The following is a 22,506-nucleotide window of genomic DNA, read 5'->3' on the forward strand; positions in this document are numbered from 1 at the left end:
TCACAGCCGTACGGCCCAGGTTTCGATTGGGGAGCCCGTCCCCGAGGTGCCAAGATGGCTCCCGGAGAACGTTCACGCACCGTGGGTCAGCGGTTCCCGTCCGGCCCGCCGTCGTGCCGTGGACGCCCGCTCTCGCTCTCCCCTCGCTGAAGGAGTCGCACGTGGCCGAACCCGGCACACCATTCGACGTCGTCGTCCTGGGCGGAGGCAGCGCCGGCTACGCCACCGCGCTGCGTGCCGCCCAGCTCGGTCTCGACGTCGCGCTCGTCGAGTCGGGCCGGCTCGGCGGTACCTGCCTGCACAACGGGTGCATCCCCACCAAGGCGCTGCTCCACGCGGCCGAGCTCGCCGACGGCGCCCGCGAGGGCGCGAAGTTCGGCGTGCGCAGCACGCTCGAGGGCATCGACATGGCGGGGGTCAACGCGTACAAGGACGGCGTCGTCGCCGGCCTGTACAAGGGTCTCCAGGGACTCGTCTCCTCGCGCGGCATCACGTACGTCGAGGGCCACGGTCGCCTCGTGTCGCAGGACACGGTCGAGGTCGACGGCACCCGCTACACCGGCCGCCACGTCGTGCTCGCCACCGGCTCGTACGCCCGGTCGCTGCCCGGTCTCGAGATCGGGGGCCGGGTCGTCACGTCCGACCAGGCGCTGCGGCTCGACCGCGTGCCGAAGTCGGTCGTCGTGCTCGGCGGCGGCGTCATCGGCGTCGAGTTCGCGAGCGTGTGGAAGTCGTTCGGCGCCGACGTCCAGATCGTCGAGGCGCTGCCCCACCTCGTGCCGAACGAGGACGTGGCCCTGTCGAAGGCGCTCGAGCGCGCGTTCCGCAAGCGGGGCATCGCGTTCTCGCTCGGCGACCGGTTCGCCGGCGTCAAGGAGACCGACTCCGGGGTCACCGTGACCCTCGAGTCCGGGAAGACGTTCGAGGCCGAGCTGCTGCTCGTCGCCGTCGGGCGCGGCCCGCGCACCGCGGACCTCGGGTTCGAGGAGCAGGGCCTCACGCTCGACCGCGGCTTCGTGATCGTCGACGAGCGCCTGCACACGGGCGTCGGCAACATCTGGGCCGCGGGCGACATCGTCCCCGGCCTCCAGCTCGCCCACCGCGGCTTCGCGCAGGGCATCTTCCTCGCGGAGCAGATCGCGGGCCTCGACCCGACGCCGATCGTCGAGTCGTCCATCCCCCGGGTCACGTACTGCGAGCCCGAGGTCGCGTCCGTCGGCGTCACCGAGGCCGACGCCGCCGAGACGTGGGGGGCCGACCAGGTCGAGTCCCTCGAGTACAACCTCGCCGGCAACGGCAAGAGCAAGATCCTCGGGACGAGCGGCTTCGTCAAGCTCGTGCGCCGCAAGGACGGTCCCGTCGTCGGCGTGCACATGATCGGCGCCCGCGTCGGCGAGCTCGTCGGCGAGGGCCAGCTGATCGTGGGCTGGGAGGCGTACCCCGAGGACGTCGCCGCCCTGGTCCACGCCCACCCCACCCAGAACGAGGCACTCGGAGAGGCGCACCTGGCCCTGGCCGGCAAGCCTCTGCACGCCCACAACTGACCCCAACGATCGAAGGAGACCAGGCAGGTCATGTCTGAGAACGTGCAGATGCCGGCCCTCGGCGAGTCCGTCACCGAAGGCACCGTCACCCGTTGGCTCAAGTCGGTCGGCGACACCGTCGCCGTCGACGAGCCGCTGCTCGAGGTCTCGACCGACAAGGTCGACACCGAGATCCCGTCACCCGTCGCGGGCACGCTCGAGCAGATCCTCGTCCAGGAGGACGAGACCGTCGAGGTCGGCGCGAACCTCGCCGTGATCGGCGACGGCTCGGGCGGTGGCGGCTCCGCGCCGGCCCCCGCCGAGGCCGAGACCGAGGCTCCGGCCCCGCAGGCCGCGCCGGAGCCGGAGCAGCCGGCCGCCCAGGAGGCGCCCGCCGCCCCCGCGCCCGCCGAGCAGCCCGCGCCGTCCGGCGACTCCGCCGGTGGCGGCGAGGAGATCAAGCTCCCGGCGCTCGGCGAGTCCGTCACCGAGGGCACCGTCACGCGGTGGCTCAAGTCGGTCGGCGACACCGTCGAGGTCGACGAGCCGCTGCTCGAGGTCTCGACCGACAAGGTCGACACCGAGGTCCCGTCGCCCGTCGCAGGCACCGTCCAGCAGATCCTCGTCCAGGAGGACGAGACGGTCGAGGTCGGCGCCGTGCTCGCGATCGTCGGCTCCGGTGCCGCCCCGGCCGCGGCCCCCGCCGCTCCGGCCGAGCAGCCCGCGCAGGAGGCCCCGAAGCAGGAGGCGCCGAAGCAGGAGGAGGCGCCGACCGAGGCGCGCACCCCGGCGAGCGAGGCGGACGTCCCCGCGCAGGCCGCGCAGGAGGAGACGCCCGCCCCCGCGACGAGCGCCCCCGCTCCCGCCGCGGAGAAGCCGGCCGCGCCGTCGGCTCCTGGCGCGACCCCGGCCCCGGCCGCCAAGGCCGGCGGCACGTACCTCACGCCGCTCGTGCGCAAGCTCGCCGCGGACAAGGGCGTCGACCTCTCGTCCCTCACGGGCACGGGCGTCGGCGGCCGCATCCGCAAGGAGGACGTGCTCGAGGCAGCCCGCAAGGCCGAGGAGGCCAAGGCGGCGCCCGCCGCTGCCGCACCGGCAGCCCCCGCGGCCGGTGGCGCCCCGAAGAAGGCGTCGGTCCCGGCGGTCTCCCCCCTGCGCGGCACGACCGAGAAGACGAGCCGCCTGCGCAAGCTGGTCGCGAGCCGCATGGTCGAGGCGCTGAGCACGCAGGCCCAGCTCACGACGGCGGTCGAGGTCGACGTCACGCGCGTCGCCGCCCTGCGCAACCGCGCCAAGGCGGACTTCAAGGCACGCGAGGGCGCGAACCTCACGTTCCTGCCGTTCTTCACGCTCGCCGCGGTCGAGGCGCTCAAGGCCTACCCGAAGATCAACGCGACCTTCGCCGAGGACGAGATCACCTACCACGGCCAGGAGAACGTGGGCATCGCGGTCGACACCGAGCGCGGCCTCGTCGTCCCCGTCATCAAGGACGCGGGCGACCTCAACCTCGCCGGCATCGCGCGCAAGATCGCCGACCTCGGCGCGCGCACGCGTGCCAACAAGGTCGGTCCGGACGAGCTCGCGGGCGCGACGTTCACGATCACGAACACCGGCTCGGGCGGCGCCGTCTTCGACACGCCGATCGTCCCGGTCGGCCAGGTCGCGATCCTCGGCACGGGCACGATCACGAAGCGCCCCGTCGTGGTGACGGACGTGGACGGGAACGACACGATCGGCATCCGCTCGACGTGCTTCATCTTCCTGTCCTACGACCACCGCCTGGTCGACGGTGCGGACGCCGCGCGCTTCCTCACCACCATCAAGAACCGCATCGAGGAGGGCGCGTTCGAGGCCGAGGTCGGCCTCTGACGGACCCGCTCCGCGGCACCCGCCGCGGACCGCGCCGGCCTGCTCCGGCGCGACGCTGACGAGGGCCCCGACCGCACGCCGGTCGGGGCCCTCGCTCGTCCCTCCCTCCCGGCCGCGGATGCGTCCCGCGGACCGTGCCGAGTCCGCCGCAGACCCGTAGCGTGTCCCCATGGACATCGTCGTGGCGGGCTCGCACGGGCTCATCGGCACCGAGCTGCTCGAACGTCTGCGCGCGGACGGTCATCACGTGCGCCGCCTCGTGCGCCGCGCACCGCAGACCTCGGACGAGCACGAGTGGGACCCCGACTCCGGCCGGCTGGACCCGGGCGTGCTCGCGGGGGCGGACGCCGTCGTCAACCTCGCCGGAGCGGGCATCGGCGACCACCGCTGGACGACGGCGTACAAGCGGACGCTCGTCACGTCCCGCACGCGCACCACCGGGTTGCTCGCCCGCACGATCGCCGGCCTCGACTCGCCGCCGCCGGTCTGGCTCCAGGGCTCCGCCATCGGGTACTACGGCGACCGGGGCTCCCAGGTGCTCACGGAGACGTCCGCGTCGGGAGACGGCTTCCTCGCGCGGCTGGTCCGCGAGTGGGAGGCCGCGACCGCTCCCGCGGAGCAGGCGGGGGTCCGTGTGGTGCACGCCCGCACCGGCATCGTCCTCTCCCCCGACGGCGGCGCGCTCGGCCGGCTGCTGCCCCTCCTGCGGCTCGGGGTGGGCGGGCGCCTCGGCCCCGGGACGCAGTACTGGAGCTGGATCACGCTGCGCGACGAGGTCGCCGCGCTGCAGCACCTCCTCACCGCGCCCGTGCACGGCCCCGTCAACCTGTCCGCCCCGCACCCGGCGACCAACGCCGAGATCACCCGGGCGCTCGCGCGGGCGCTGCACCGTCCTGCCGTGCTCGCGGTGCCGTCGTTCGCTCTGCACGTGGCGCTCGGCGAGCTCGCGTCCGACATCCTCGGCTCCCAGCGCGCCCTGCCCACCGTCCTCGAGGCGAGCGGTTTCACGTGGTCCGACCCCGTCCTGGAGGACGCCGCGCGCGAGGTCGTCGAGAGCCGTTGACCGGTTCTCCTCCTCGGCGGGACCTCCCCGCGCACGGGCGACGGCGCGCTCGACGACGGCTCGTCCTGTGGCGCGGGCGAGGTCACCGCGCGTCGGCGACGCGCCACCCCGCGTCAGTCCACCGCAGCACCAGGACGACCGTGGTCCGCGGCGTGGCGGGCACCGCCACCACGCCCGCGGCCGTGCGCTGGTGGTGGGCCGTCACCGCGTAGTCCACGGCCACCGTCGCGACCTCGGCCCCGTGCCCCTCGTCGACACCCGGTGACCGGGGCTCGGCGTGCCGGGTGTCGAGGACCTCGGCCCGTGCCCCGACCACGTCGACGCCGTCGAGCGCGGCGAGCAGCTCGGCGTCGCGCGCTTCGGCGGCCGAACCGGCGACCACCACCGCGGACAGGTCCCCGGCACCGTCCGCGAGCAGCTCGAGCCGCCGCGAGGTGAGGCTGCGCGCCGCACCGAGCGGGTCGGCACGGTCGAGCGTGGGGTCGGTCGGCGGATCCGCGGCCGACGCCGTGCGGGTGGTCGCGGGACCGTCGTCGCGCACGGGCGAGGGCCACGGCGTGCCGACCGTGAGCGCGACGACCACCGCCACGACGAGCCCCGCGCAGACGACCGGGGCCGTCGTCGTGCGGCCGGGCCACCGGAGGCGCCGCCGGTCCGGCCGGCGGGCGTGCGCACCGGCCCTTGCCCCGCGCCCGAGGCCGGACAGCGGCGCCCCGCGCCGCGGGCGGTCCGGGATCCCGCGCACCCCACGGCGGCCGGGCGCCGCGGCCACGTCCTCGCGGGCCGCTCGCCGCCCCGGCACCGCTGGGCGGGGAGCTCGCCGACCCGCCAGGGCGCCGGCGACGAGGCGCGCGGGGTCCGGCATGACGATCGGCTGCGGCTCGACGGCGTCGTAGCAGCGCGCGGCGAACGTCCCGACGGCGGGACGGGCGGCCGGCTCGTCACGGAGCGCGACGGCGAGCTCCGCGTGCAGCGCGGCGAGAACCCGCGCCTCGTCGGGGTCGGGCGGCGCCGCGTGCGCGGGGTGGCTCGACGCGGGCGGAGGGACGAGACCGAGGACCGTGCGGGCGAGGTCGCGGACGTCGTCGGCGCTCGACGCCGTCGTGGGCGCCAGCGGCGGGCGCAGCACCGTCCGGCCGTCCGGGGCGACGATGACCGACGCGGCGTCCAGGGCGCCGTGGCTGCGACCCTCACGGTGGAGCGCCGTCAGCGCCTGGGCGACCGGGACGAGGACCGTCACCGCCTCCCCGGCGCGGAGCGGCTCGCGCGCGGCGGCGAGCTCGTCGAGGCGCAGCCCGCCGACGTGGTCGACGAGGACGGCGAGCGACGACCCGTCCGCCGCCATGACGCCGCGCACCGCCGCGAGATGCTCGTGCTCCCCGCCGAGCCCGCGCAGGTGCTCGACGAGCGCGGCCTGTGCGCTCGGGTCCGCGGGCGCCGCGAGCAGCGCGACCTCGCACACCGTGCCGGCGGCGTCGCGCGCGACCACCCCGCCGACCGCACCCGGCTCCCGCCGCAGCGACCACCCCGCCGCCGCGAGCGCCGGCGCGAGGTCGGCGACGGACGGCCCGGGCGGGCGCGGGCGGCGGGGCGACGACGGCATGCCCCCATCCCACCGCACGACACGCCCGCGCGAGCCGTCGTCCACAGGACCAGTCTGCCCTGGGCCAGGTCGGGTGCAGCGCGCCCCGTCACACGTCGAGCAGGCGACCCTCCCGCGCGCTGCGGCGCGCGGCGTCGAGAACCTCGGCCGTGCGGACGGCGTCGCGCGGGTCGACCGGCACGGGGCCGTCGTCGAGCAACCACGCGGCGACTGCGCGGTAGAAGTCCGCGTGCCCGCCGGGGGCCTGCGGCACGGGCTCGCGCTCGCGACCGCGCGTGACCCAGCCGAGGGTGCCCGCGGGCGCGGCGTCGTCGAACACCTCGAAGGGCGACGCGTCGTTCTCGAACGTCGTGACGACGTACGCCCCGCCCGTGCCGAGGACGCGCGTGCGCGGGCCGGGCGCGCCGACGACGGACCCCGCCCAGAGGCGGCTCACGACGGCGTTCCCGTCGGCGTCCGGGGCGTGGTGGAGCACGAGGAACACGTCGTCCTCGGTGGGGGTCGTGTGCGAGCGGAGCTCGGCCCACACGCCGGTGACGGGACCGAAGAGCTGCGTGGCGGAGTCGACGAGGTGCGGCCCGAGGTCGAGGAGCAGGCCGCCCCCGACGAGGTCGTTCTCCTTCCAGCGCTGCTGCGGCACGGGACGCCAGCGCTCCCAGCGGCGCTCGAACGTGTGGACCTGGGCGAGGTCGCCGCGGTCGAGCACGGACCGCAGCGTGAGCTGCTCCGGGTCCCACCGGCGGTTCTGGAAGACGGTGAGCGGCGTCCCCGCCTCCTCGGCGGCGTCGACGACGGCGCGCGAGGCCGTGGCGCCCAGGGCGAGCGGCTTGTCCACCACGACGGGGACGCCTGCGCGCACGAGCGCCGTCGCGTGGTCCGCGTGGAGCGCGGACGGGCTGGCCACGACCACGACGTCGTAGGCCGCGCGGTCGGCGAGGAGCGCCTCGACGTCGTCGTGCAGGTGCACGCCGGGCCAGTCCTCGGCGGCGGCGGCGCGTCGCTCCGGCGAGCGCACGACGACGGCCGTGACGGTGTGCCCGGCCTCGCGCACGAGACGTGCGTGGATGCCGCGGCCGGCCCCTCCGTACCCGACGATCCCGACCCTGAGCGTGCGTGCGGCGGTGTCCATGCCGACCAATCTAGCCGCGTCGCGGCCGGGCGCCGGGGGCGCACGGGGCACGTCGGGCGCGGGCCGGAGCACTCCGGGCGACCTGGCAGAATGTGCGCGTTGGTCCGATATGGAGCGCTGCGTACCGTCTCGCGGGGGTCGGGCCGAGAATCGGTTTCGGGAAGGTCGACCCTTGAGCACCACGAGCCGCCAGGTCCCTCGTCGGAGCGTCCTGCGCTACGTCCTCATCGCCCTGGCGATCGCGATCGTCGTCGCGAACGTCATCAACCAGCGGTCCGTCGCGGCGGACACCGACCCGGAGCCGGTCGCCGGGAGCGCGCTCGAGGCCCTCGCCGGCCTCGAGGTCAAGGGCCCCGGCCCGGACACCGGCTACGAGCGCGCGCTGTTCGGTCCGGCGTGGGCCGACGTCGACGGCAACGGGTGCGACACCCGCAACGACATCCTCGCGCGCGACCTCACGGACCTGACCTTCTCGACCCGCGGCGACGTCTGCGAGGTCCGGACCGGGACCTTCCACGACCCGTACACGGGCGAGACGATCGACTTCCGCCGCGGCAACACCACGAGCGCGGCGGTCCAGATCGACCACGTCGTGCCGCTGCTCGACGCGTGGCGCAAGGGCGCTCGCGCCTGGGACGACGAGACGCGGCGGCAGTTCGCGAACGACCCCCTCAACCTGCTCGCGTCCGACGGCCCGGCGAACCAGTCGAAGGGCGCGCGCGACGCGTCGGCGTGGCTGCCCCCGAACCACGCGTTCCGGTGCCCGTACGTCGCCCGGCAGATCGCCGTGAAGGCGGCCTACGAGCTCTCGGTCACGCCGTCGGAGTCCGAGGCGATGGCGCGCGTGCTGGCGGACTGCCCGGCCGAGCCGCTGCCGGCGGGCTGAGCCGGTTCCGCCGGTCCGCGGTCCAGGCGCCCGAGGGCGCTCGGCCACCAGGCGCGACGCCCGACGTCGTGCACGAGGGCAGGCACGAGGAGCGACCGCACCACGAGGGTGTCGACGAGGACGCCGAACGCGACGATGAACGCGAGCTGGGCGAGGAAGAGCAGCGGGATGATCCCGAGCGCGGCGAACGTGGCCGCGAGCACGACGCCCGCGGACGTGATGACCGACCCCGTGACCGCGAGGCCGCGCAGCACGCCGCGCCGCGTCCCGACGCGCAGGCTCTCCTCGCGCACCCGCGTCATGAGGAAGATCGAGTAGTCCACGCCCAGCGCGACGAGGAAGCAGAACGCGTAGAGCGGGACGGCCGGGTCCGCGCCGGGGAAGTCGAGCACGTGGTTGAAGACGATCGCGGCGACGCCGAGCGCTGCCCCGAACGACAGCACGTTCGCCAGCATGAGCAGCACGGGGGCGAGGACGGACCGCAGCAGGAGGATGAGGATCAGCAGGATCACGACCAGCACGACGGGCACGATGACCCGCAGGTCGCGCTGCCCCGCGAGCTGGGTGTCCAGGCGCTCGGCCGCGGCACCGCCGACGACGGCCTCGGGCGAGACCTCGTGCACGGCGTCGCGCAGCGCCGAGACCGTCTCCACGGCCTCCTGGCTGTCGGACGGCGCCTCGGTCGTGACGTCGACGCGCACCTGCCCGTCGACGACGAGCGGGTCGCCCTGCGCGGGCGCCCCGGGGGCGACGGCGGGCTGGTCGGTGACGGGCGTCGCGGCGGCGACGCCGTCGGTGCCCTCGGCCGCGGTGACGACGGCGTCGAGGTCCGCCTCGGGCGCGATGACGGTCGCCGGCTGCGCGGACACGCCCTCGAAGTGCGCGGTGAGCGCCTCCTCGCCCGCGACGGAGTCGACGTCCGCGAGGAAGACCTCCGAGTCGCCGGTCCCCTCGGCGTCGAGCGTCGGCACGAACGCCGCGCACGCGGCCAGCACGAGCGCCGTGACGATCCACACGCGCCGGTCGTGGCGCCCGACGAAGCTCGCGACGCGCGACCACACGCCGTGCCCGTCGATGCTCACGCTGTTCTCGTTCTCGGGCGACGCCTGGGCGACGGCGGCCTCGTGGGCCGCGTGGTCGGCGTCGTACCGCGGCATGCGCGGCCAGAACAGGGCGCGCGACCGCTGCCCCGCGACGAGCAGGAGTGCCGGCAGGAGCGTGAGCGCGGCGACGAACGCCGCGGCGATGCCGATCGCCGCGACGGGGCCGAGGCTGCGGTTGGACGACAGGTCGGACAGGAGCAGGCAGAGCAGACCCGCGATGACGGTGCCGGCGCTCGCCGCGATCGGCTCGACCGAGGCCCGCACGGCACGACGCAGCGCCGTCGCCGTCGACCGGACGAGGCGCAGCTCTTCGCGGTAGCGGGCCACCACGAGCAACGAGTAGTCGACCGCGGCCCCGACGACGAGGATCGAGAGGATGCCCTGGGACTGCCCGTTGAGCGTCAGGACGTCCGCCGCCGCGAGCTCGTAGACGACGAGACCGGCGAGCGTCAGCGCGAGCACGGCCGTGAGGATGACGATGAACGGCAGGATCGGCGAGCGGTAGACGACCGCGAGGATGACGAGCACCGCACCGAGCGCGACGAGCAGCAGCACGGTGTCGATCCCGCCGAAGGCCGTGACGAGGTCGGCGACGAACCCGGCGGGGCCGGTGACCCACACGTCGAGCGACGTGCCGGCGAGGCCGCCGTCGGCCGCGTCCGCGGCGGCGAGGTCGCGCAGCGCGCCGACGGCGAGCTCGCTCACGCTGCTCTCGTCCGCCCCGATGCGGTCGGACGCGACGGACGCGTCGAGCGAGACGACGACGAGCGCGGCCTCCCCGTCCTCGGACGGCACGAGGACCGGGTCGGCGATCGAGACGTCCCCCACGGTCGCGGGCTCGTCGCCCGAGGTCCCATCGAGCGGTGCGGTGGGGACGGCCTGCGCGTAGGCGTCGAGCGCCGCGAGGTCGTCGGGCGTGAGCGCGCTCCCATCGCCAGTCGTCGCGACGACGAGCGCGGGCAGCGTCTCGGAGTCGGTGAACTCCTGCGCGACCTCGGCGGCGCGCGTCGACTCGGCGCTCGCCGGCAGGAACGCCGCGGCGTCGTTGGTCTGCACGCTGCTCAGACGACCCTGCGCCTGACCACCCAGTGCGCCGATGGCCATCCAGAGACCGATGACTGCGACAATGATCAGTCCGCGGAGGAACCCGCCCGTCCGATTGCTCAGCATGCTGAGGAATGGTGCCATGGTGGAGGGAGGAATGCACGTTGGAGCTTGCACCGAGGGACCGCACCGGGCCGCACGTCGACCCGGACGTCGGCGACCCCACCCCCGGCGACCCCCAGGAGTGGGCCACCGGCCGGCTGCTCTTCGCCGTCGCGCGCCGGATCGAACGGGAGTGGAACGCCCACCTCGGGCAGTGGGACCTCAACCACGCCGGCTTCCCCGTGCTCATGCACCTGCTGTCCGGGCCTCGGTCCCAGCGCGTCCTCGCGGACGAGTCGGGCGTCACCGAGCAGACCATGAGCCGGATCGTGGCGCGGCTCGAGCGGGCCGGCTACGTGACGCGCACCGACGACCCGGCCGACCGCCGCCGTCGGGCCGTGGCCATCACCGACGCCGGCCGCGTGGCCGGGCTCGCCGCGGCGCGCCGCCGCCCCGCGGAGGACCTCGCGACCCGCGGCCTCGACGACGACCAGATCGCCGCCCTGCGCGCGGCGCTCCTCACGCTCCTCGAGACCCTCCCCCGCACACCGGGCGACGAGCGTTAGCCTGGCCCGATGGACCTGCTCGCGCTGCCGGGGATCACGGACTACCACGAGGCCTGGGACCTGCAGCGCGCGGTGCACGACGACGTCGTCGCGGGCACGCGGCCGGACACCCTCGTCCTCGTCGAGCACCCCGACGTCTACACGGCCGGGCGCCGCACGAACCGCTCCGACCGGCCCGACGACGGCACGCCCGTCGTGGACGTCGACCGCGGCGGGAAGATCACCTGGCACGGTCCCGGCCAGCAAGTCGTCTACCCGATCGTCCGGCTCGCCGAGCCCGTGGACGTCGTCGCGTACGTCCGGGCGCTCGAGGAGGCCGTCATGGCGGTCTGCACCCGCCTCGGGCTCGCGACGATGCGCGTCGAGGGCCGCAGCGGGGTCTGGGTCGCGGCCGACGCGTCCCGCCGCGAGCGCAAGGTCTGCGCGATCGGCGTGCGGGTCGCGCGCGGCGTGACGATGCACGGGCTCGCGCTGAACTGCGTGCCCGACCTGTCGAGGTTCGAGCGGATCGTCCCGTGCGGCATCGAGGACGCCGACGTGACGTCGCTCACGGCGGAGCTCGGCCGCGAGGTCACGCTCGCCGAGGTCGCACCGCTCCTCGTCGACGCGCTCGGGACGGCACTCGGGCCGCTGCTCGCGGCCGACGCTCCGGACGCCCCACCGGCCGCGCTCGCGGGATAGGCTGGAGGCTCCAGGGAATCCTCGCGCGCCGGAGTACGGGTGGGTCGGCGCGCGGTAGGACGTACCCCGAGGACCTGGACCGCATGACCACCACCCCCGCGCGCGCGACGTCGCGCCCCCGTACCCCCGCACCTCCCCCGCCCGGCGGCGCTCCCGTCCGCACGAGCTACGCCCGGCTCCCCCAGCTCGCGGGCCGCGCGTTCCTCCCCGTCGCGTTCCTCGCGCGCCTGCCGTTCTCCATGCTGACCATCGGGACGTTGCTGCTCGTGTCGTCGACGACGTCGTCGGTCGCGCTCGGCGGCCTCGCCTCCGCCGCGACGGCGCTCGGGACGGCACTCGGCGGCCCGACCCAGGGCGCGCTCGCCGACCGCGTCGGCCAACGCCGGGTCCTGCTCGTGTGCGTGCCGGTCGCGACCGTCGCCGTGCTGGCGCTCGTCCTCTCGGCGTCCGCGCCCGGCGCCACGGCCGCGGTGCTGCTCGCCGCGGCGGCGACCGGCGCGAGCGCTCCCCAGGTCGGTCCGCTGGCCCGCGTGCGCTGGCTGCGTCTCGCGGCCGACGAGCCCCGCACCGTCGAGGCGGCGATGAGCTACGAGAGCACGGCCGACGAGGTGAGCTTCGTCCTGGGGCCAGCCCTCGTGGGCGTCCTCGCGTCCGCGGGCTCGCCCCAGGTGGCGGTGCTCGCCGCGGCCGGCGGCATCGCCGTGTTCGGCGCCGCGTTCGCGCTCCACCCCACGGCGCGCGCGACCGCGCCGCACGGCCACGGCCCGCACGCCGCGACGGCCGATGCGGCGGACGGCGGGACGGCCGCGCTCGTGCGTCGCGAGGCGGTCGTCCTCGTCGGGATGCTTGCCATGGGGCTCCTGTTCGGCGGGACCCAGGCCGCGCTCACCGCGCTCACCCGCGACGCGGGCGTGCCCGGCAGCGCGGGGCTCGTGTACGCCGTCATGGGCGTCGGCTCCGCGATCACCGCGCTCTCCGTGGTCGCCCTCCCCCGCCGCTGGGGGCTGCGCAGCCGCTGGATCACGTTCGCGGCCGGGCTTCTGGTCGGCACCGCCGGTCTGGTGCTGGCGGCCGCGGGCGGCTCGCTGACCGCCGTCGTCGTCGCCGTGGCGGCGACCGGCCTGTTCGTCGGGCCCGTCATGGTCACCGTGTTCACCGTCGCGGGCGAGCGCGCGCCGGCCGGGCGGACGGCGTCGGCCATGACGCTCGTGGCCAGCGCGAACGTCGTCGGCGTCGCGATCGGTGCGTCCGGGGGCGGCGCGCTCGCCGACACCGTCTCGACGACGAGCGCGTTCGCGCTGCCGGTCGTCGCGGCGGTCCTGCTCGTGGTGACCGGGGTGTCGTTGACGTCACGTCCACAGGGTGAGCGACGCGCGGGAGACGACGAGCGCGAGCGCGTAGTCTGACCGGAGTCCGGCGTCGTACCAGGGCGCGCACCCGAACGGTGTGCCGCCCGCCCGTTTGCTCGGCGCGACGTCGGCGCTCACTCGCCACGACGACCGGGAGACACCCGTGACGATCGCACCTGAAGGACGGCGCATGCTGCGGGTCGAGGCCCGCAACGCCGCGACGCCGATCGAGAAGAAACCCGAGTGGATCAAGACCCGCGCGACCATGGGCCCGGAGTACTCCGAGCTCAAGGGGCTCGTGAAGCGCGAGGGTCTGCACACGGTCTGCGAGGAGGCGGGCTGTCCCAACATCTTCGAGTGCTGGGAGGACCGCGAGGCGACCTTCCTCATCGGCGGTGACCAGTGCACGCGCCGGTGCGACTTCTGCCAGATCGACACGGGCAAGCCGGCCGACTTCGACGCGGACGAGCCGCGCCGCGTCGCGGAGTCCGTCCAGGCGATGGGCCTGCGCTACTCGACCATCACGGGCGTCGCGCGCGACGACCTGCCCGACGGCGGTGCCTGGCTCTACGCGGAGACCGTCCGCCAGATCCACGCGCTCAACCCCGGCACCGGCGTCGAGCTGCTCATCCCGGACTTCAACGCGATCCCCGAGCTGCTCGACGAGGTGAACGACTCGCGGCCGGAGGTGCTCGCGCACAATCTCGAGACGGTCCCGCGCATCTTCAAGCAGATCCGGCCCGGCTTCCGGTACGAGCGCTCGCTCTCCGTGCTCACGCGGGCGCGCGAGGCGGGGCTCGTCACCAAATCGAACATCATCCTCGGCATGGGCGAGACGATCGACGAGGCGAAGGAGGCGCTGCAGGACCTGCACGACGCCGGCTGCGACCTCGTGACGATCACGCAGTACCTGCGCCCGTCGCTGCGGCACCACCCCGTGGACCGCTGGGTCAAGCCGGAGGAGTTCGTCGAGCTGTCGGACGCCGCGGAGGAGATCGGCTTCCTCGGCGTCATGTCCGGCCCGCTCGTGCGGTCGTCGTACCGCGCCGGGCGGCTGTGGGGCCAGGCCATGACGCGCCGCGGCATGGAGATCCCCGCCGCGCTCGCGCACCTCGCCGAGCCGACGACGTCCCGCCAGGAGGCCGCGAGCCTGCTGGCCCGCTCGCCCCACTAGACTGACCGGCATGGCCCGCAAGAACTCGGACAGCACCGGCGCGCCCGCCGCCGGCGAGCAGGTCGCGAAGCAGAAGAAGCCCAAGAAGCAGCGCTGGTACCACCAGGTGTGGGCCGCCTACCAGATGACCCGCAAGCAGGACCCGGCGGTCACGTGGGTCATGCTCGGCGTGTTCGTCGGCATCCTCGCCGTCGCGCTGGGCATCGGCCTGTGGTGGGGCCAGTGGGTCTACACGCTCATCGTCGGCATCCCGTTCGCGGCGCTGGGCGCGATGTTCGTCCTCACGCGCCGCGCCGAGCGCGCCGCCTACCAGCAGATCGAGGGTCAGCCCGGCGCCGCGCGCGCCGCGCTCGGCACGATCCGCCGCGGGTGGACGTTCGACGAGGAGCCCGTCGCGATCGACCCCCGCACCCAGGACCTCGTGTTCCGCGGCGTCGGGCGCGCGGGTGTGGTGCTCGTGAGCGAGGGCCCGCCGCACCGCGCCAAGCGGCTGCTCGACGCCGAGCGCAAGCGCGTCGCGCGGGTGCTGCCGAACGTGCCGGTCACCACGATCCAGGTCGGCGACGGCGAGGACCAGGTGGCGCTGCCCAAGCTCCCCCGCGCCGTCCAGAAGCTCAAGCCGACCCTCACGAAGCCCGAGACGGCGGAGGTCTCCAAGCGCCTGCGCGCGCTCGGCGTCTCGCGCCTGCCGATCCCCAAGGGGATCGACCCGACCCGGGCCCGCCCGGACCGCAAGGGCCTCAAGGGGCGCTGACGCACCCCCTGCACCACGACCGACGCCCGGTCGGCGAGGATCTTCCCTCTGCCGGCCGGGCGTCGTCGTGCGTGGGGTAGGGATCCGGCCGCCCCGGCCGCCCGGGGTCAGGAGCGGACGAGGACCGTGCCCGCGGCCCGGTCGTGCAGTCCGCGACCGTCGGCGTCCCACACGACCGCCGGGATGACGAGGCAGAGCAGGACCGTGCGCAGCACGCCGCGACCGAGACCCACCATGCGGGCCGGCCCGGCGAGTCGCCGGACCCGGATCCCCATGACGCGGTGGCCGACGGTGAACCCGAGCGTGCTCACGAGCAGCACGTTCTCGATCGCGAAGACCAGCGGCTGCGACCAGACGGGCAGCGCCGAGATGCCCTCGAAGAACCCCGGCGCGGCGGGCCGGAAGAAGAGGAACGCGACCAGGGTCGCGAGGACCCAGTCGATGACCAGCGCGACGACGCGCCGACCGAGCGTCGCGAGGGAGCCGGGGCCGTCCGGCGGGAGTCCGAGCCGCGCACCGCGACCGCTGTTCTGGCCGCCCGGGGCGCCCTCGAGCCACGAACCCATGTCCTCGCGTGAAACCACGGGACCAGCGTACGTGCCACGCGGTGGACGGGACCGCCCGCCGGCGGCCGGACGGCGGTATCGTGCCGAACGGCACACCGACCCCACGTCGGCTGCCGAGCGCCCTCGTGTCGCACGATCGTCACACGGGGACGCGGGACGTAACACGACCGAAACAAGGGGTACACCGCAGGGAAACCGCCCCGGCCTAGGTTCGTGGGCGCCACGTCAGCGGCTCGTCCGCCGCGCAGCCCGACGGCACCACCCGATCAAGGAGCAACGGATGTTCAACAACGCGGAGGAGGCAATCGCCTTCACGCGGAACGAAGGCGTCGAGTTCGTCGACGTCCGGTTCTGCGACCTGCCCGGCATCATGCAGCACTTCAACATCCCCGTCTCGCAGTTCGACGAGTCGGCGTTCGAGGACGGCCTGATGTTCGACGGGTCGTCGATCCGCGGCTTCCAGGCGATCCACGAGTCGGACATGAAGCTCGTGCCGGACGTCAAGACCGCGTTCGTGGACCCGTACCGCAAGCGCAAGACGCTCGTCGTGAACTTCTCCATCGTCGACCCGTTCACGGGCGAGCCGTACTCCCGCGACCCCCGCAACATCGCGGCCAAGGCCGAGGCGTACCTGCGCTCCACCGGCATCGCCGACACGGCGTTCTTCGCGCCCGAGGCCGAGTTCTACCTCTTCGACGAGGCGCGCTTCGCGACGAACCAGCACTCGAGCTTCTACTACCTCGACTCCGTCGAGGCGGCGTGGAACACGGGCCGCGAGGAGGAGGGCGGCAACCTCGCGTACAAGACGCGCTACAAGGGCGGCTACTTCCCCGTCTCCCCGTCCGACCGCTTCGCGGACCTGCGCGACGAGATGTGCGCGACGCTGGAGAAGGTCGGCCTCGAGGTCGAGCGCGCGCACCACGAGGTGGGCACCGCCGGCCAGCAGGAGATCAACTACCGCTTCAACACGCTGCTGCACGCGGCCGACGACCTGATGAAGTTCAAGTACGTCATCCGCAACGAGGCGTTCGAGGCCGGCAAGTCGGTCACGTTCATGCCGAAGCCGATCTTCGGCGACAACGGCTCGGGCATGCACTCCCACCAGTCCCTGTGGAAGGACGGCAAGCCGCTGTTCTTCGACGAGAAGGGCTACGGCGGTCTCTCCGACCTCGCGCGCTGGTACATCGGCGGCCTGCTCAAGCACGCGCCGTCGCTGCTCGCGTTCACCAACCCGTCGGTGAACTCCTACCACCGCCTGGTCCCGGGCTACGAGGCCCCGGTCAACCTGGTCTACTCGGCCCGCAACCGCTCCGCGTGCATCCGCATCCCGGTGACCGGATCGTCCGCCGCCGCGAAGCGCGTCGAGTTCCGCGTGCCGGACCCGTCGGCCAACCCGTACCTCGCGTTCGCCGCGCAGCTCCTCGCCGGCATCGACGGCATCAAGAACCGCATCGAGCCGCCGGAGCCGATCGACAAGGACCTGTACGAGCTGCCGCCCGAGGAGCACGCGCAGATCCAGCAGGTCCCCGGCTCGCTCGCCGAGGCGCTGGACAACCTCGAGGCCGACCACGAGTTCCTCACGCAGGGCGACGTGTTCACGCCGGACCTCATCCAGACGTGGATCGACTACAAGCGCACCCACGAGATCGACCCGATCCGCCTGCGCCCGCACCCGCACGAGTTCGAGCTCTACTACGACATCTGATCGGAGGGCCTCACGGCCCTGCCCAGGATGACAGCGAACGGCGTCCGTCCCGCACCTCTCCGGTGCAGGCCGGGCGCCGTTCCGCGTGGTGCGACGAGCATGCCCTTGTCGCCGGAGCACCCCTCGCGCTAGGTTTGCGAGCGGCGGTAACGATGCCGCCCGCAACAGCAGGGGGATTCATGAGCACTCGCTTCCGGCGCGCCCTCACCACCGTCGTCTCCGTCCTCACCTCGGCGGTCCTCGCCGTGTCCGTCACTGCCCCGGCGGGCGCGGGCACGGGCCTCTCCCCCGCGAGCGCCGACCAGCCCGCGAGCGCCGCCGCGTGCGCCGCGACGTGGTCACCGACGACCGCGTACTCGGGCGGGAAGACGGCGTCGCACCACGGGCGGAACTGGACGGCGCGGTGGTGGACCCAGCGCGAGACGCCGGGGTCGACGAGCGTCTGGGTGGACGCGGGCCGGTGCACGGGCGGCGGGGACGACTTCGTGGTGAGCCGCGCGGAGTTCGACGCGATCTTCCCGAAGCGGCACCCGTTCTACACGTACGACGGGTTCGTCGACGCGCTCGGTGCGTACCCGGCGTTCGCCAGCACGGGGACGCCGGAGACCCGGACGCGCGAGGCCGCGGCGTTCCTCACGCACGCGGACTTCGAGTCGGTCGGGCTCCGGTACGTGAAGGAGATCAACGAGGCGAACTACTGGATCAAGTGTGACTACTCCCAGCCGTTCGGCTGCCCGGCGGGCCAGACGGCCTACTACGGGCGCGGGCCGATCATGTTCAGCTGGAACTTCAACTACAAGGCTGCCGGCGACGCCCTGGGCCTCGACCTGCTCAACGACCCGTGGCTCGTCGAGGAGGACCCGTCCGTCGCGTGGCAGACCGCGCTCTGGTACTGGAACACCCAGAACGGACCCGGCGTGATGACGTCGCACCAGGCGATGGTGTCCGGCGCGGGCTTCGGCCAGACGATCAACTCGCTCAACGGGGCGCTCGAGTGCGGCGGTGGCAACCCGGCGTCGGTGCAGTCCCGCGTGGACCGCTACGTGCGGATCACCGAGGTGCTGGGCGTCGCCCCGGGCTCGGGCCTGACCTGCTGAGCGGTCCGGACCGCGGCGTGGGCGGCCGGTCGGCCGCAGCACGTCCGGCGGCGTGAGCGGCGGGTGCGGTGCACGCAGGGGGCGCACCGCACCCGCCGGTCAGCCGCCGACCCCGGCGGCCAACGGCATGTCCTCGGCCCCGGACGCCGAACCGGCGTCGGACGCAGTCTCCGGGTCATCCTCAGGCCGCACGACGTGGGAGGACGGCAGCCCCGCGCCGGGGCGGAACCCGGCGTAGTGCTCGGCCGCGGCGCGGGCGCACTCGTCCTGGTAGACGTGCCCGCCACCGAGGTACACGGCGATCTCCTCGCGCTTGCCGGGCACGTTCCCGCCCACGAACCAGGCGCCCGCCTTCTTGCCCTCCTCGTACATGACGGTCGCGCGGGCCGCGCGCTCCGTCTCGGCGCGCCACCACTCCTCCGCCTCGGGCGTGGCCTCGAGCCGGTCGATGCCGTGCTCGCGCGCGTACGCGAGCGCGCGCTGGAGCCACTGCGCGCCGCGCTGGACCGGCACCGTGAGGTTGGACAGCGGCGTCTGCGGACCGAGGGACATGAAGAAGTTCGGGAAGCCGTGCACGGAGATGCCGAGGTAGGTACGCAGACCGTCGCGCTCCCAGCGCTCGCGCAGGGTGATGCCGTCCCGCCCGACGACGTCGAACGCCGTGAGCGCCCCGGTCATGGCGTCGAAGCCGGTGGCGAGCACGAGCACGTCGAGCTCGTGCTCGACCCCCCCCACGACGAACCCGCGCGGCGTCACGCGCGTGACCGGCGTGCTCAGCACGTCGACGAGCTCGACGTTCTCGCGGTTGTACGCCGCGTAGTAGCCGTGGCCCGTCGGGGGTCGCTTGCCCATGAAGCGGTACGTCGTCGGGGTGAGCAGGCGGGCCGTCTGCGGGTCCTCGACGACCTCGCGGATCTTGCCGCGCAGGAACTCGGACGCGAGCTCGCTCGCCTCGGGGCTGGACACGAGGTCCGTGAAGCACTCGTTGGCGAACCGGAAGCCGCCCGCCTCCCAGCGGGACTCGAAGACGCGGCGGCGCTCCTCGGCGTCGACCTCGAGCGCGGACCGCGTGGGGATCTCCATGGGGACACCGAAGGGGTGGCGCGCGGCGCGCTCGAAGACCTCGTCGTAGCGGGCGCGCAGGGCGGCGAGCTCGTCGGCCGTCACGGCGGGGCTCGTCGTCTCCAGCACGTAGTTGGGGGTGCGCTGGAAGACGGTGACGTGCTCCGCCACCGCCGCGAGCTCGGGCAGCATCTGGATCCCCGAGGCACCGACCCCGAGCAGGCCCACGCGCTTGCCCGCCAGGTCGACGCCGTCGTGCGGCCAGCGGGCCGAGTGGTGGACCGGCCCCTCGAACGTGTCGAGCCCGGGCAGGTGGGGGTACAGGGGCCGGGAGAGCAGGCCGGTCGCGGAGACGACGTACGTCGCGCGCAGCCGGGAGCCGTCCGCGAGGGTGAGGGTCCAGAGGTTCGTCGCGTCGGAGTGCTCGGCCCGCTCGACGGCGACGCCGAGCCGGATGTCGCGGCGCAGGTCGAGCCGGTCAGCGACGAACTCGAGGTAGGCGCGGATCTCCTCGCCGCGCGGGTAGCGCTCGGACCAGTCCCACTCGTCGCGCACCTCGCGCGAGAACGAGTACGCGTACGCGAGGTACTCGGAGTCGGTCCGCACGCCCGGGTAGCGGTTGGCCCACCAGGTGCCGCCGATCCCGTCCGCGGCGTCGACGACGAGCACGGACAGACCGATCTCGCGCAGGTGGTGCAGCATCGCCAGGCCCGAGTAGCCCGCCCCGATGACGACCGCGTCGTAGAGCGTGCCGTTCGTGGTCTCCGCCATGGACGACTCCCCCGTGTCAGGTACGTCGGCGCGGGCCCGGTGCCCGCGCGACGCGGTATACCGTGCCACGACCTGCGACGTCGTGCCACGGCGACCGCAGGACGGTCACGGGGTCGCGGCTCAGAACGGCCAGACGAGCGGCACGTAGAGGACCGCGGCCGCGAGGAAGACGAGGGCGAGCGGCAGGCCGAGGCGCCAGTAGTCGCCGAACCGGTACCCGCCGGGCTGCAGGACCATGAGGTTGACGGGGGTGGCGATCGGGGTGAGGAACGCGGCCGCGCCCACGACCGTGAGCGCCATCATGAACGGCAGCACGCTCACGTCGAGCGTCTGCGCGAACGACACCGCGACGGGAGCCATGACGAGCACCGTCGCGACGTTCGAGATGAACTGCCCGAGCACGAGCGTGAGCACGCACACCACGAGCAGCGCGAGGCGCGGCGACCCGTCGCCCGTGAGCCGGAGCACGAGCCCGGCGATCGCCTCCGCCGCCCCGGACGAGACGAACGCCGCGGACAGCGGGATGAGCGCCGCGATGAGCACGACGGTGTCCCACGAGATCGCACGGAACGCCTGCGGCACGGTGACCACCCCGCCGACCACGAGGGCGCCCGCGGCGAGCAGGCCGGCGATGACGGGCGGCACGACGCCCGTCGCGAGCAGCACGACGGTCACGACGAGCACGGCGAGGCAGCGGCGCCAGCCGCGGCTCAGCGGGACGCCACGCTGCAGGCTGCGCGCCGAGTCGACCGCGAGCACGTCGGGCGACTGCGTGTACCGGTGGAGCGCGTCCCACGGCCCGCGCACGAGCACGGCGTCGCCCGGCTGGAGGGTCAGCGTCCCGGAGGCCCGCTCGGCGTCGGACGCCGACGCGTGCGCCTCGCCCCGCCGGAGGGCGACCACGACGAGCCCTTCGTCGCGCGTCGTCATGCCCGGGCTGACGGTGCGCCCGACGAGGGTCGATCGGGGTGCGATGACCACCTCCACGACCCCGGTGCCGCCGGTGAACAGGCGGCCCGTGTCGAGGTCGGGCGTGTAGCTCTCGCGCCACGAGCGCACGCGCTCGCGCGGGTCGGTCGCGGTGTCGGCGAGGTGCTCGGGGACGCGCTCGGGCAGCAGCCGGTCGCCGAGGGTCACGACGAGCACCGCGGTGGCGAGGACGAGCGGGACGCCGACGAGCGCGAACTCGAAGTAGCCGAACTCGCGGCCGCCGGCCTCGGCCGCCGCCTCGGAGACGATGATGTTCACGGGCGTGCCCGTGAGGGTGAGCAGCGACCCCGCGCCGGCGGCGAACGCGAGCGGGACGAGCATGCGCGACGGCACGATCCCGGCGCGCGCCGCCGCGACCACCGCGACGGGGAGCAGCGCCGCGACGGCGCCGTTGATGCTGATGACCGCCGCGAGCAGCGCCGCGACGCCCACCATGAGCGTGAGCAGGCCCGCGCGCCCGAGCGACGCGCGCCGCTCGAGCCACTGCCCGATCCACGCCGTGACGCCGGTGGAGTCCAGCGCGTCGCTGAGCACGAAGAGCGACGCGATGAAGAGGACGATCGGGTCGCTGAAGCCGCCCAGCGCCTCGTCGAGCGGGAGCACGCCCGTCGCCCACAGCGCGACGGGCACGAAGAGCGCGACGACGACGAGCGGCAGGCGGTTCGTCATGAAGCCCACGACGGCGAGGGCCAGGATCGCGAACGTGGCGACCAGCGGATCGATCATGGGGCCCCCTCTCGGACGTCAGGATGCCACAGCGGCCCGGACGGCGAGCCGTGCGGAATAGTGACGCCGCAGGTGCGTTGTCGATGACCATGACGACTCTCGGCATCATCGGCGCAGGCAACATCGGTACCCAGGTGGCGCGGGCCGCCGTCGGGCAGGGGTACGACGTGGTCATCGCGAACTCGCGCGACCCCCGCACGCTCGACGACCTCGTCGCCGAGCTCGGTCCGCGGGCGCGCGCGGCGACCGCGGAGGAGGCGGCGCGGGCCGCCGACGTCGCCGTCGTGGCGGTGCCTTTCCACGCGTACCGCGAGATCCCGGTCGAGCCGCTCGCGGGGAAGATCGTGCTCGACACGAACAACTACTACTGGGAGCGCGACGGCCACGTCGACGCGCTCGACCGCGGCGAGGCGACGTCGTCGGGCCTGCTCCAGGAGCACCTGCCGTCGTCCAAGGTCGCGAAGGCGTTCAACCACATCCAGTCGGCGCACATCACGACCGACGGCACGCCCGCCGGGACGCCGGGGCGCCGCGCGCTGGCGACGTCGAGCGACTTCCCCGAGGCCGCCGCGTGGGTCGAGCGGTTCTACGACGAGCTCGGCTTCGACACCGTCGACACGAGCCCGCTCGCGGAGTCGTGGCGCGTCGAGCGCGACCGCCCGGCGTACGTCGCGCGCCAGGACGCCGACGAGCTGCGGGCCAACCTCGCACGCGCCCCGCGCACGATCTGACCGCCCCGCGCG

At 74.3% G+C, this 22,506-nt stretch carries 18 protein-coding genes; 12 read left to right on the top strand and 6 right to left on the bottom strand.

The annotated features are described in order from the left end of the window. The first annotated feature begins 161 nt into the window (after positions 1-161). The 3 genes from lpdA to GWJ10_RS08600 all read left to right on the top strand — a co-directional run bounded on the left by lpdA (position 162) and on the right by GWJ10_RS08600 (position 4,455). Positions 162-1,544, top strand: a complete 1,383-nt coding sequence (gene lpdA, locus GWJ10_RS08590) for a dihydrolipoyl dehydrogenase (RefSeq protein WP_061269200.1) — start codon at positions 162-164, stop codon at positions 1,542-1,544. 30 nt (positions 1,545-1,574) lie between these two features. After that, the gene (gene sucB / locus GWJ10_RS08595) at positions 1,575-3,392 is read left to right on the top strand and encodes a 2-oxoglutarate dehydrogenase, E2 component, dihydrolipoamide succinyltransferase (protein ID WP_163186879.1); all 1,818 of its coding nucleotides are present in this window, start codon (positions 1,575-1,577) and stop codon (positions 3,390-3,392) included. Between the two features lie 169 nt (positions 3,393-3,561). Beyond that, positions 3,562-4,455: a TIGR01777 family oxidoreductase gene (locus GWJ10_RS08600; RefSeq protein ID WP_009864240.1), complete on the top strand. Its 894-nt coding sequence runs from the start codon at positions 3,562-3,564 to the stop codon at positions 4,453-4,455. Positions 4,456-4,537: 82 nt separating this feature from the next. Here the strand turns inward: GWJ10_RS08600 and GWJ10_RS08605 are convergent, their stop codons facing one another. Both GWJ10_RS08605 and GWJ10_RS08610 read right to left on the bottom strand, forming a co-directional pair. After that, on the bottom strand, positions 4,538-6,058 hold the full coding sequence (locus tag GWJ10_RS08605) for a hypothetical protein (RefSeq protein ID WP_163186882.1): 1,521 nt from the start codon (positions 6,056-6,058) through the stop codon (positions 4,538-4,540). Between the two features lie 88 nt (positions 6,059-6,146). Beyond that, on the bottom strand, positions 6,147-7,187 hold the full coding sequence (locus tag GWJ10_RS08610; protein ID WP_163186884.1) for a Gfo/Idh/MocA family oxidoreductase: 1,041 nt from the start codon (positions 7,185-7,187) through the stop codon (positions 6,147-6,149). Positions 7,188-7,359: 172 nt separating this feature from the next. Here GWJ10_RS08610 and GWJ10_RS08615 point away from each other — a divergent pair, with 172 nt between their 5' ends. Next, positions 7,360-8,073 carry an HNH endonuclease family protein gene (locus GWJ10_RS08615; RefSeq protein WP_076405441.1) on the top strand — a complete coding sequence of 238 codons (714 nt, stop codon included), beginning with the start codon at positions 7,360-7,362 and terminating at the stop codon, positions 8,071-8,073. Here the strand turns inward: GWJ10_RS08615 and GWJ10_RS08620 are convergent. Further along, the gene (locus GWJ10_RS08620) at positions 7,986-10,280 is read right to left on the bottom strand and encodes an MMPL family transporter (protein ID WP_241005727.1); all 2,295 of its coding nucleotides are present in this window, start codon (positions 10,278-10,280) and stop codon (positions 7,986-7,988) included. The two genes, GWJ10_RS08615 and GWJ10_RS08620, sit on opposite strands and share 88 nt — an antisense overlap. Before the next feature lie 104 nt (positions 10,281-10,384). On the opposite strand from GWJ10_RS08620, the gene GWJ10_RS08625 reads away from it, so the two are divergent. The 5 genes from GWJ10_RS08625 to GWJ10_RS08645 all read left to right on the top strand — a co-directional run bounded on the left by GWJ10_RS08625 (position 10,385) and on the right by GWJ10_RS08645 (position 14,846). Continuing rightward, positions 10,385-10,888 (top strand): MarR family winged helix-turn-helix transcriptional regulator, encoded by a 504-nt coding sequence (locus tag GWJ10_RS08625; RefSeq protein WP_061269194.1) that lies wholly within the window; start codon positions 10,385-10,387, stop codon positions 10,886-10,888. A gap of 9 nt (positions 10,889-10,897) precedes the next feature. Further along, positions 10,898-11,569 carry a lipoyl(octanoyl) transferase LipB gene (lipB, locus tag GWJ10_RS08630; protein WP_163186888.1) on the top strand — a complete coding sequence of 224 codons (672 nt, stop codon included), beginning with the start codon at positions 10,898-10,900 and terminating at the stop codon, positions 11,567-11,569. Between the two features lie 83 nt (positions 11,570-11,652). Further along, on the top strand, positions 11,653-12,975 hold the full coding sequence (locus GWJ10_RS08635; protein ID WP_163186890.1) for an MFS transporter: 1,323 nt from the start codon (positions 11,653-11,655) through the stop codon (positions 12,973-12,975). A gap of 106 nt (positions 12,976-13,081) precedes the next feature. After that, positions 13,082-14,092 carry a lipoyl synthase gene (lipA, locus tag GWJ10_RS08640; protein ID WP_163186892.1) on the top strand — a complete coding sequence of 337 codons (1,011 nt, stop codon included), beginning with the start codon at positions 13,082-13,084 and terminating at the stop codon, positions 14,090-14,092. A 10-nt stretch (positions 14,093-14,102) separates the two neighbouring features. After that, the gene (locus GWJ10_RS08645) at positions 14,103-14,846 is read left to right on the top strand and encodes a DUF4191 domain-containing protein (protein WP_021480396.1); all 744 of its coding nucleotides are present in this window, start codon (positions 14,103-14,105) and stop codon (positions 14,844-14,846) included. Positions 14,847-14,953: 107 nt separating this feature from the next. On the opposite strand, the gene GWJ10_RS08650 is transcribed toward GWJ10_RS08645, so the two are convergent. Continuing rightward, entirely contained in the window at positions 14,954-15,430 is a 477-nt protein-coding gene (locus tag GWJ10_RS08650; RefSeq protein WP_163186894.1) for an RDD family protein, read from the bottom strand. Positions 15,431-15,692: 262 nt separating this feature from the next. Between GWJ10_RS08650 and glnA the strand changes: the two genes are divergently transcribed. After that, positions 15,693-17,117 carry a type I glutamate--ammonia ligase gene (gene glnA / locus GWJ10_RS08655; protein ID WP_076405451.1) on the top strand — a complete coding sequence of 475 codons (1,425 nt, stop codon included), beginning with the start codon at positions 15,693-15,695 and terminating at the stop codon, positions 17,115-17,117. Positions 17,118-17,296: 179 nt separating this feature from the next. Continuing rightward, on the top strand, positions 17,297-18,214 hold the full coding sequence (locus tag GWJ10_RS08660) for a glycoside hydrolase family 19 protein (protein WP_076405453.1): 918 nt from the start codon (positions 17,297-17,299) through the stop codon (positions 18,212-18,214). A gap of 99 nt (positions 18,215-18,313) precedes the next feature. Here GWJ10_RS08660 and GWJ10_RS08665 read toward each other — a convergent pair whose 3' ends face one another. Both GWJ10_RS08665 and GWJ10_RS08670 read right to left on the bottom strand, forming a co-directional pair. Beyond that, complete coding sequence (locus GWJ10_RS08665; RefSeq protein ID WP_163186897.1) at positions 18,314-20,047, bottom strand: NAD(P)/FAD-dependent oxidoreductase; 1,734 nt, start codon at positions 20,045-20,047, stop codon at positions 18,314-18,316. A 120-nt stretch (positions 20,048-20,167) separates the two neighbouring features. Beyond that, complete coding sequence (locus GWJ10_RS08670) at positions 20,168-21,763, bottom strand: SLC13 family permease (RefSeq protein WP_206153658.1); 1,596 nt, start codon at positions 21,761-21,763, stop codon at positions 20,168-20,170. A gap of 23 nt (positions 21,764-21,786) precedes the next feature. Between GWJ10_RS08670 and GWJ10_RS08675 the strand changes: the two genes are divergently transcribed. Continuing rightward, the gene (locus tag GWJ10_RS08675) at positions 21,787-22,494 is read left to right on the top strand and encodes an NAD(P)-binding domain-containing protein (protein WP_163186899.1); all 708 of its coding nucleotides are present in this window, start codon (positions 21,787-21,789) and stop codon (positions 22,492-22,494) included. Positions 22,495-22,506 lie beyond the last annotated feature (12 nt).

The sequence above is a fragment of the Cellulosimicrobium sp. SL-1 genome, from assembly GCF_011033075.1.
Classification (GTDB): domain Bacteria; phylum Actinomycetota; class Actinomycetes; order Actinomycetales; family Cellulomonadaceae; genus Cellulosimicrobium; species Cellulosimicrobium funkei.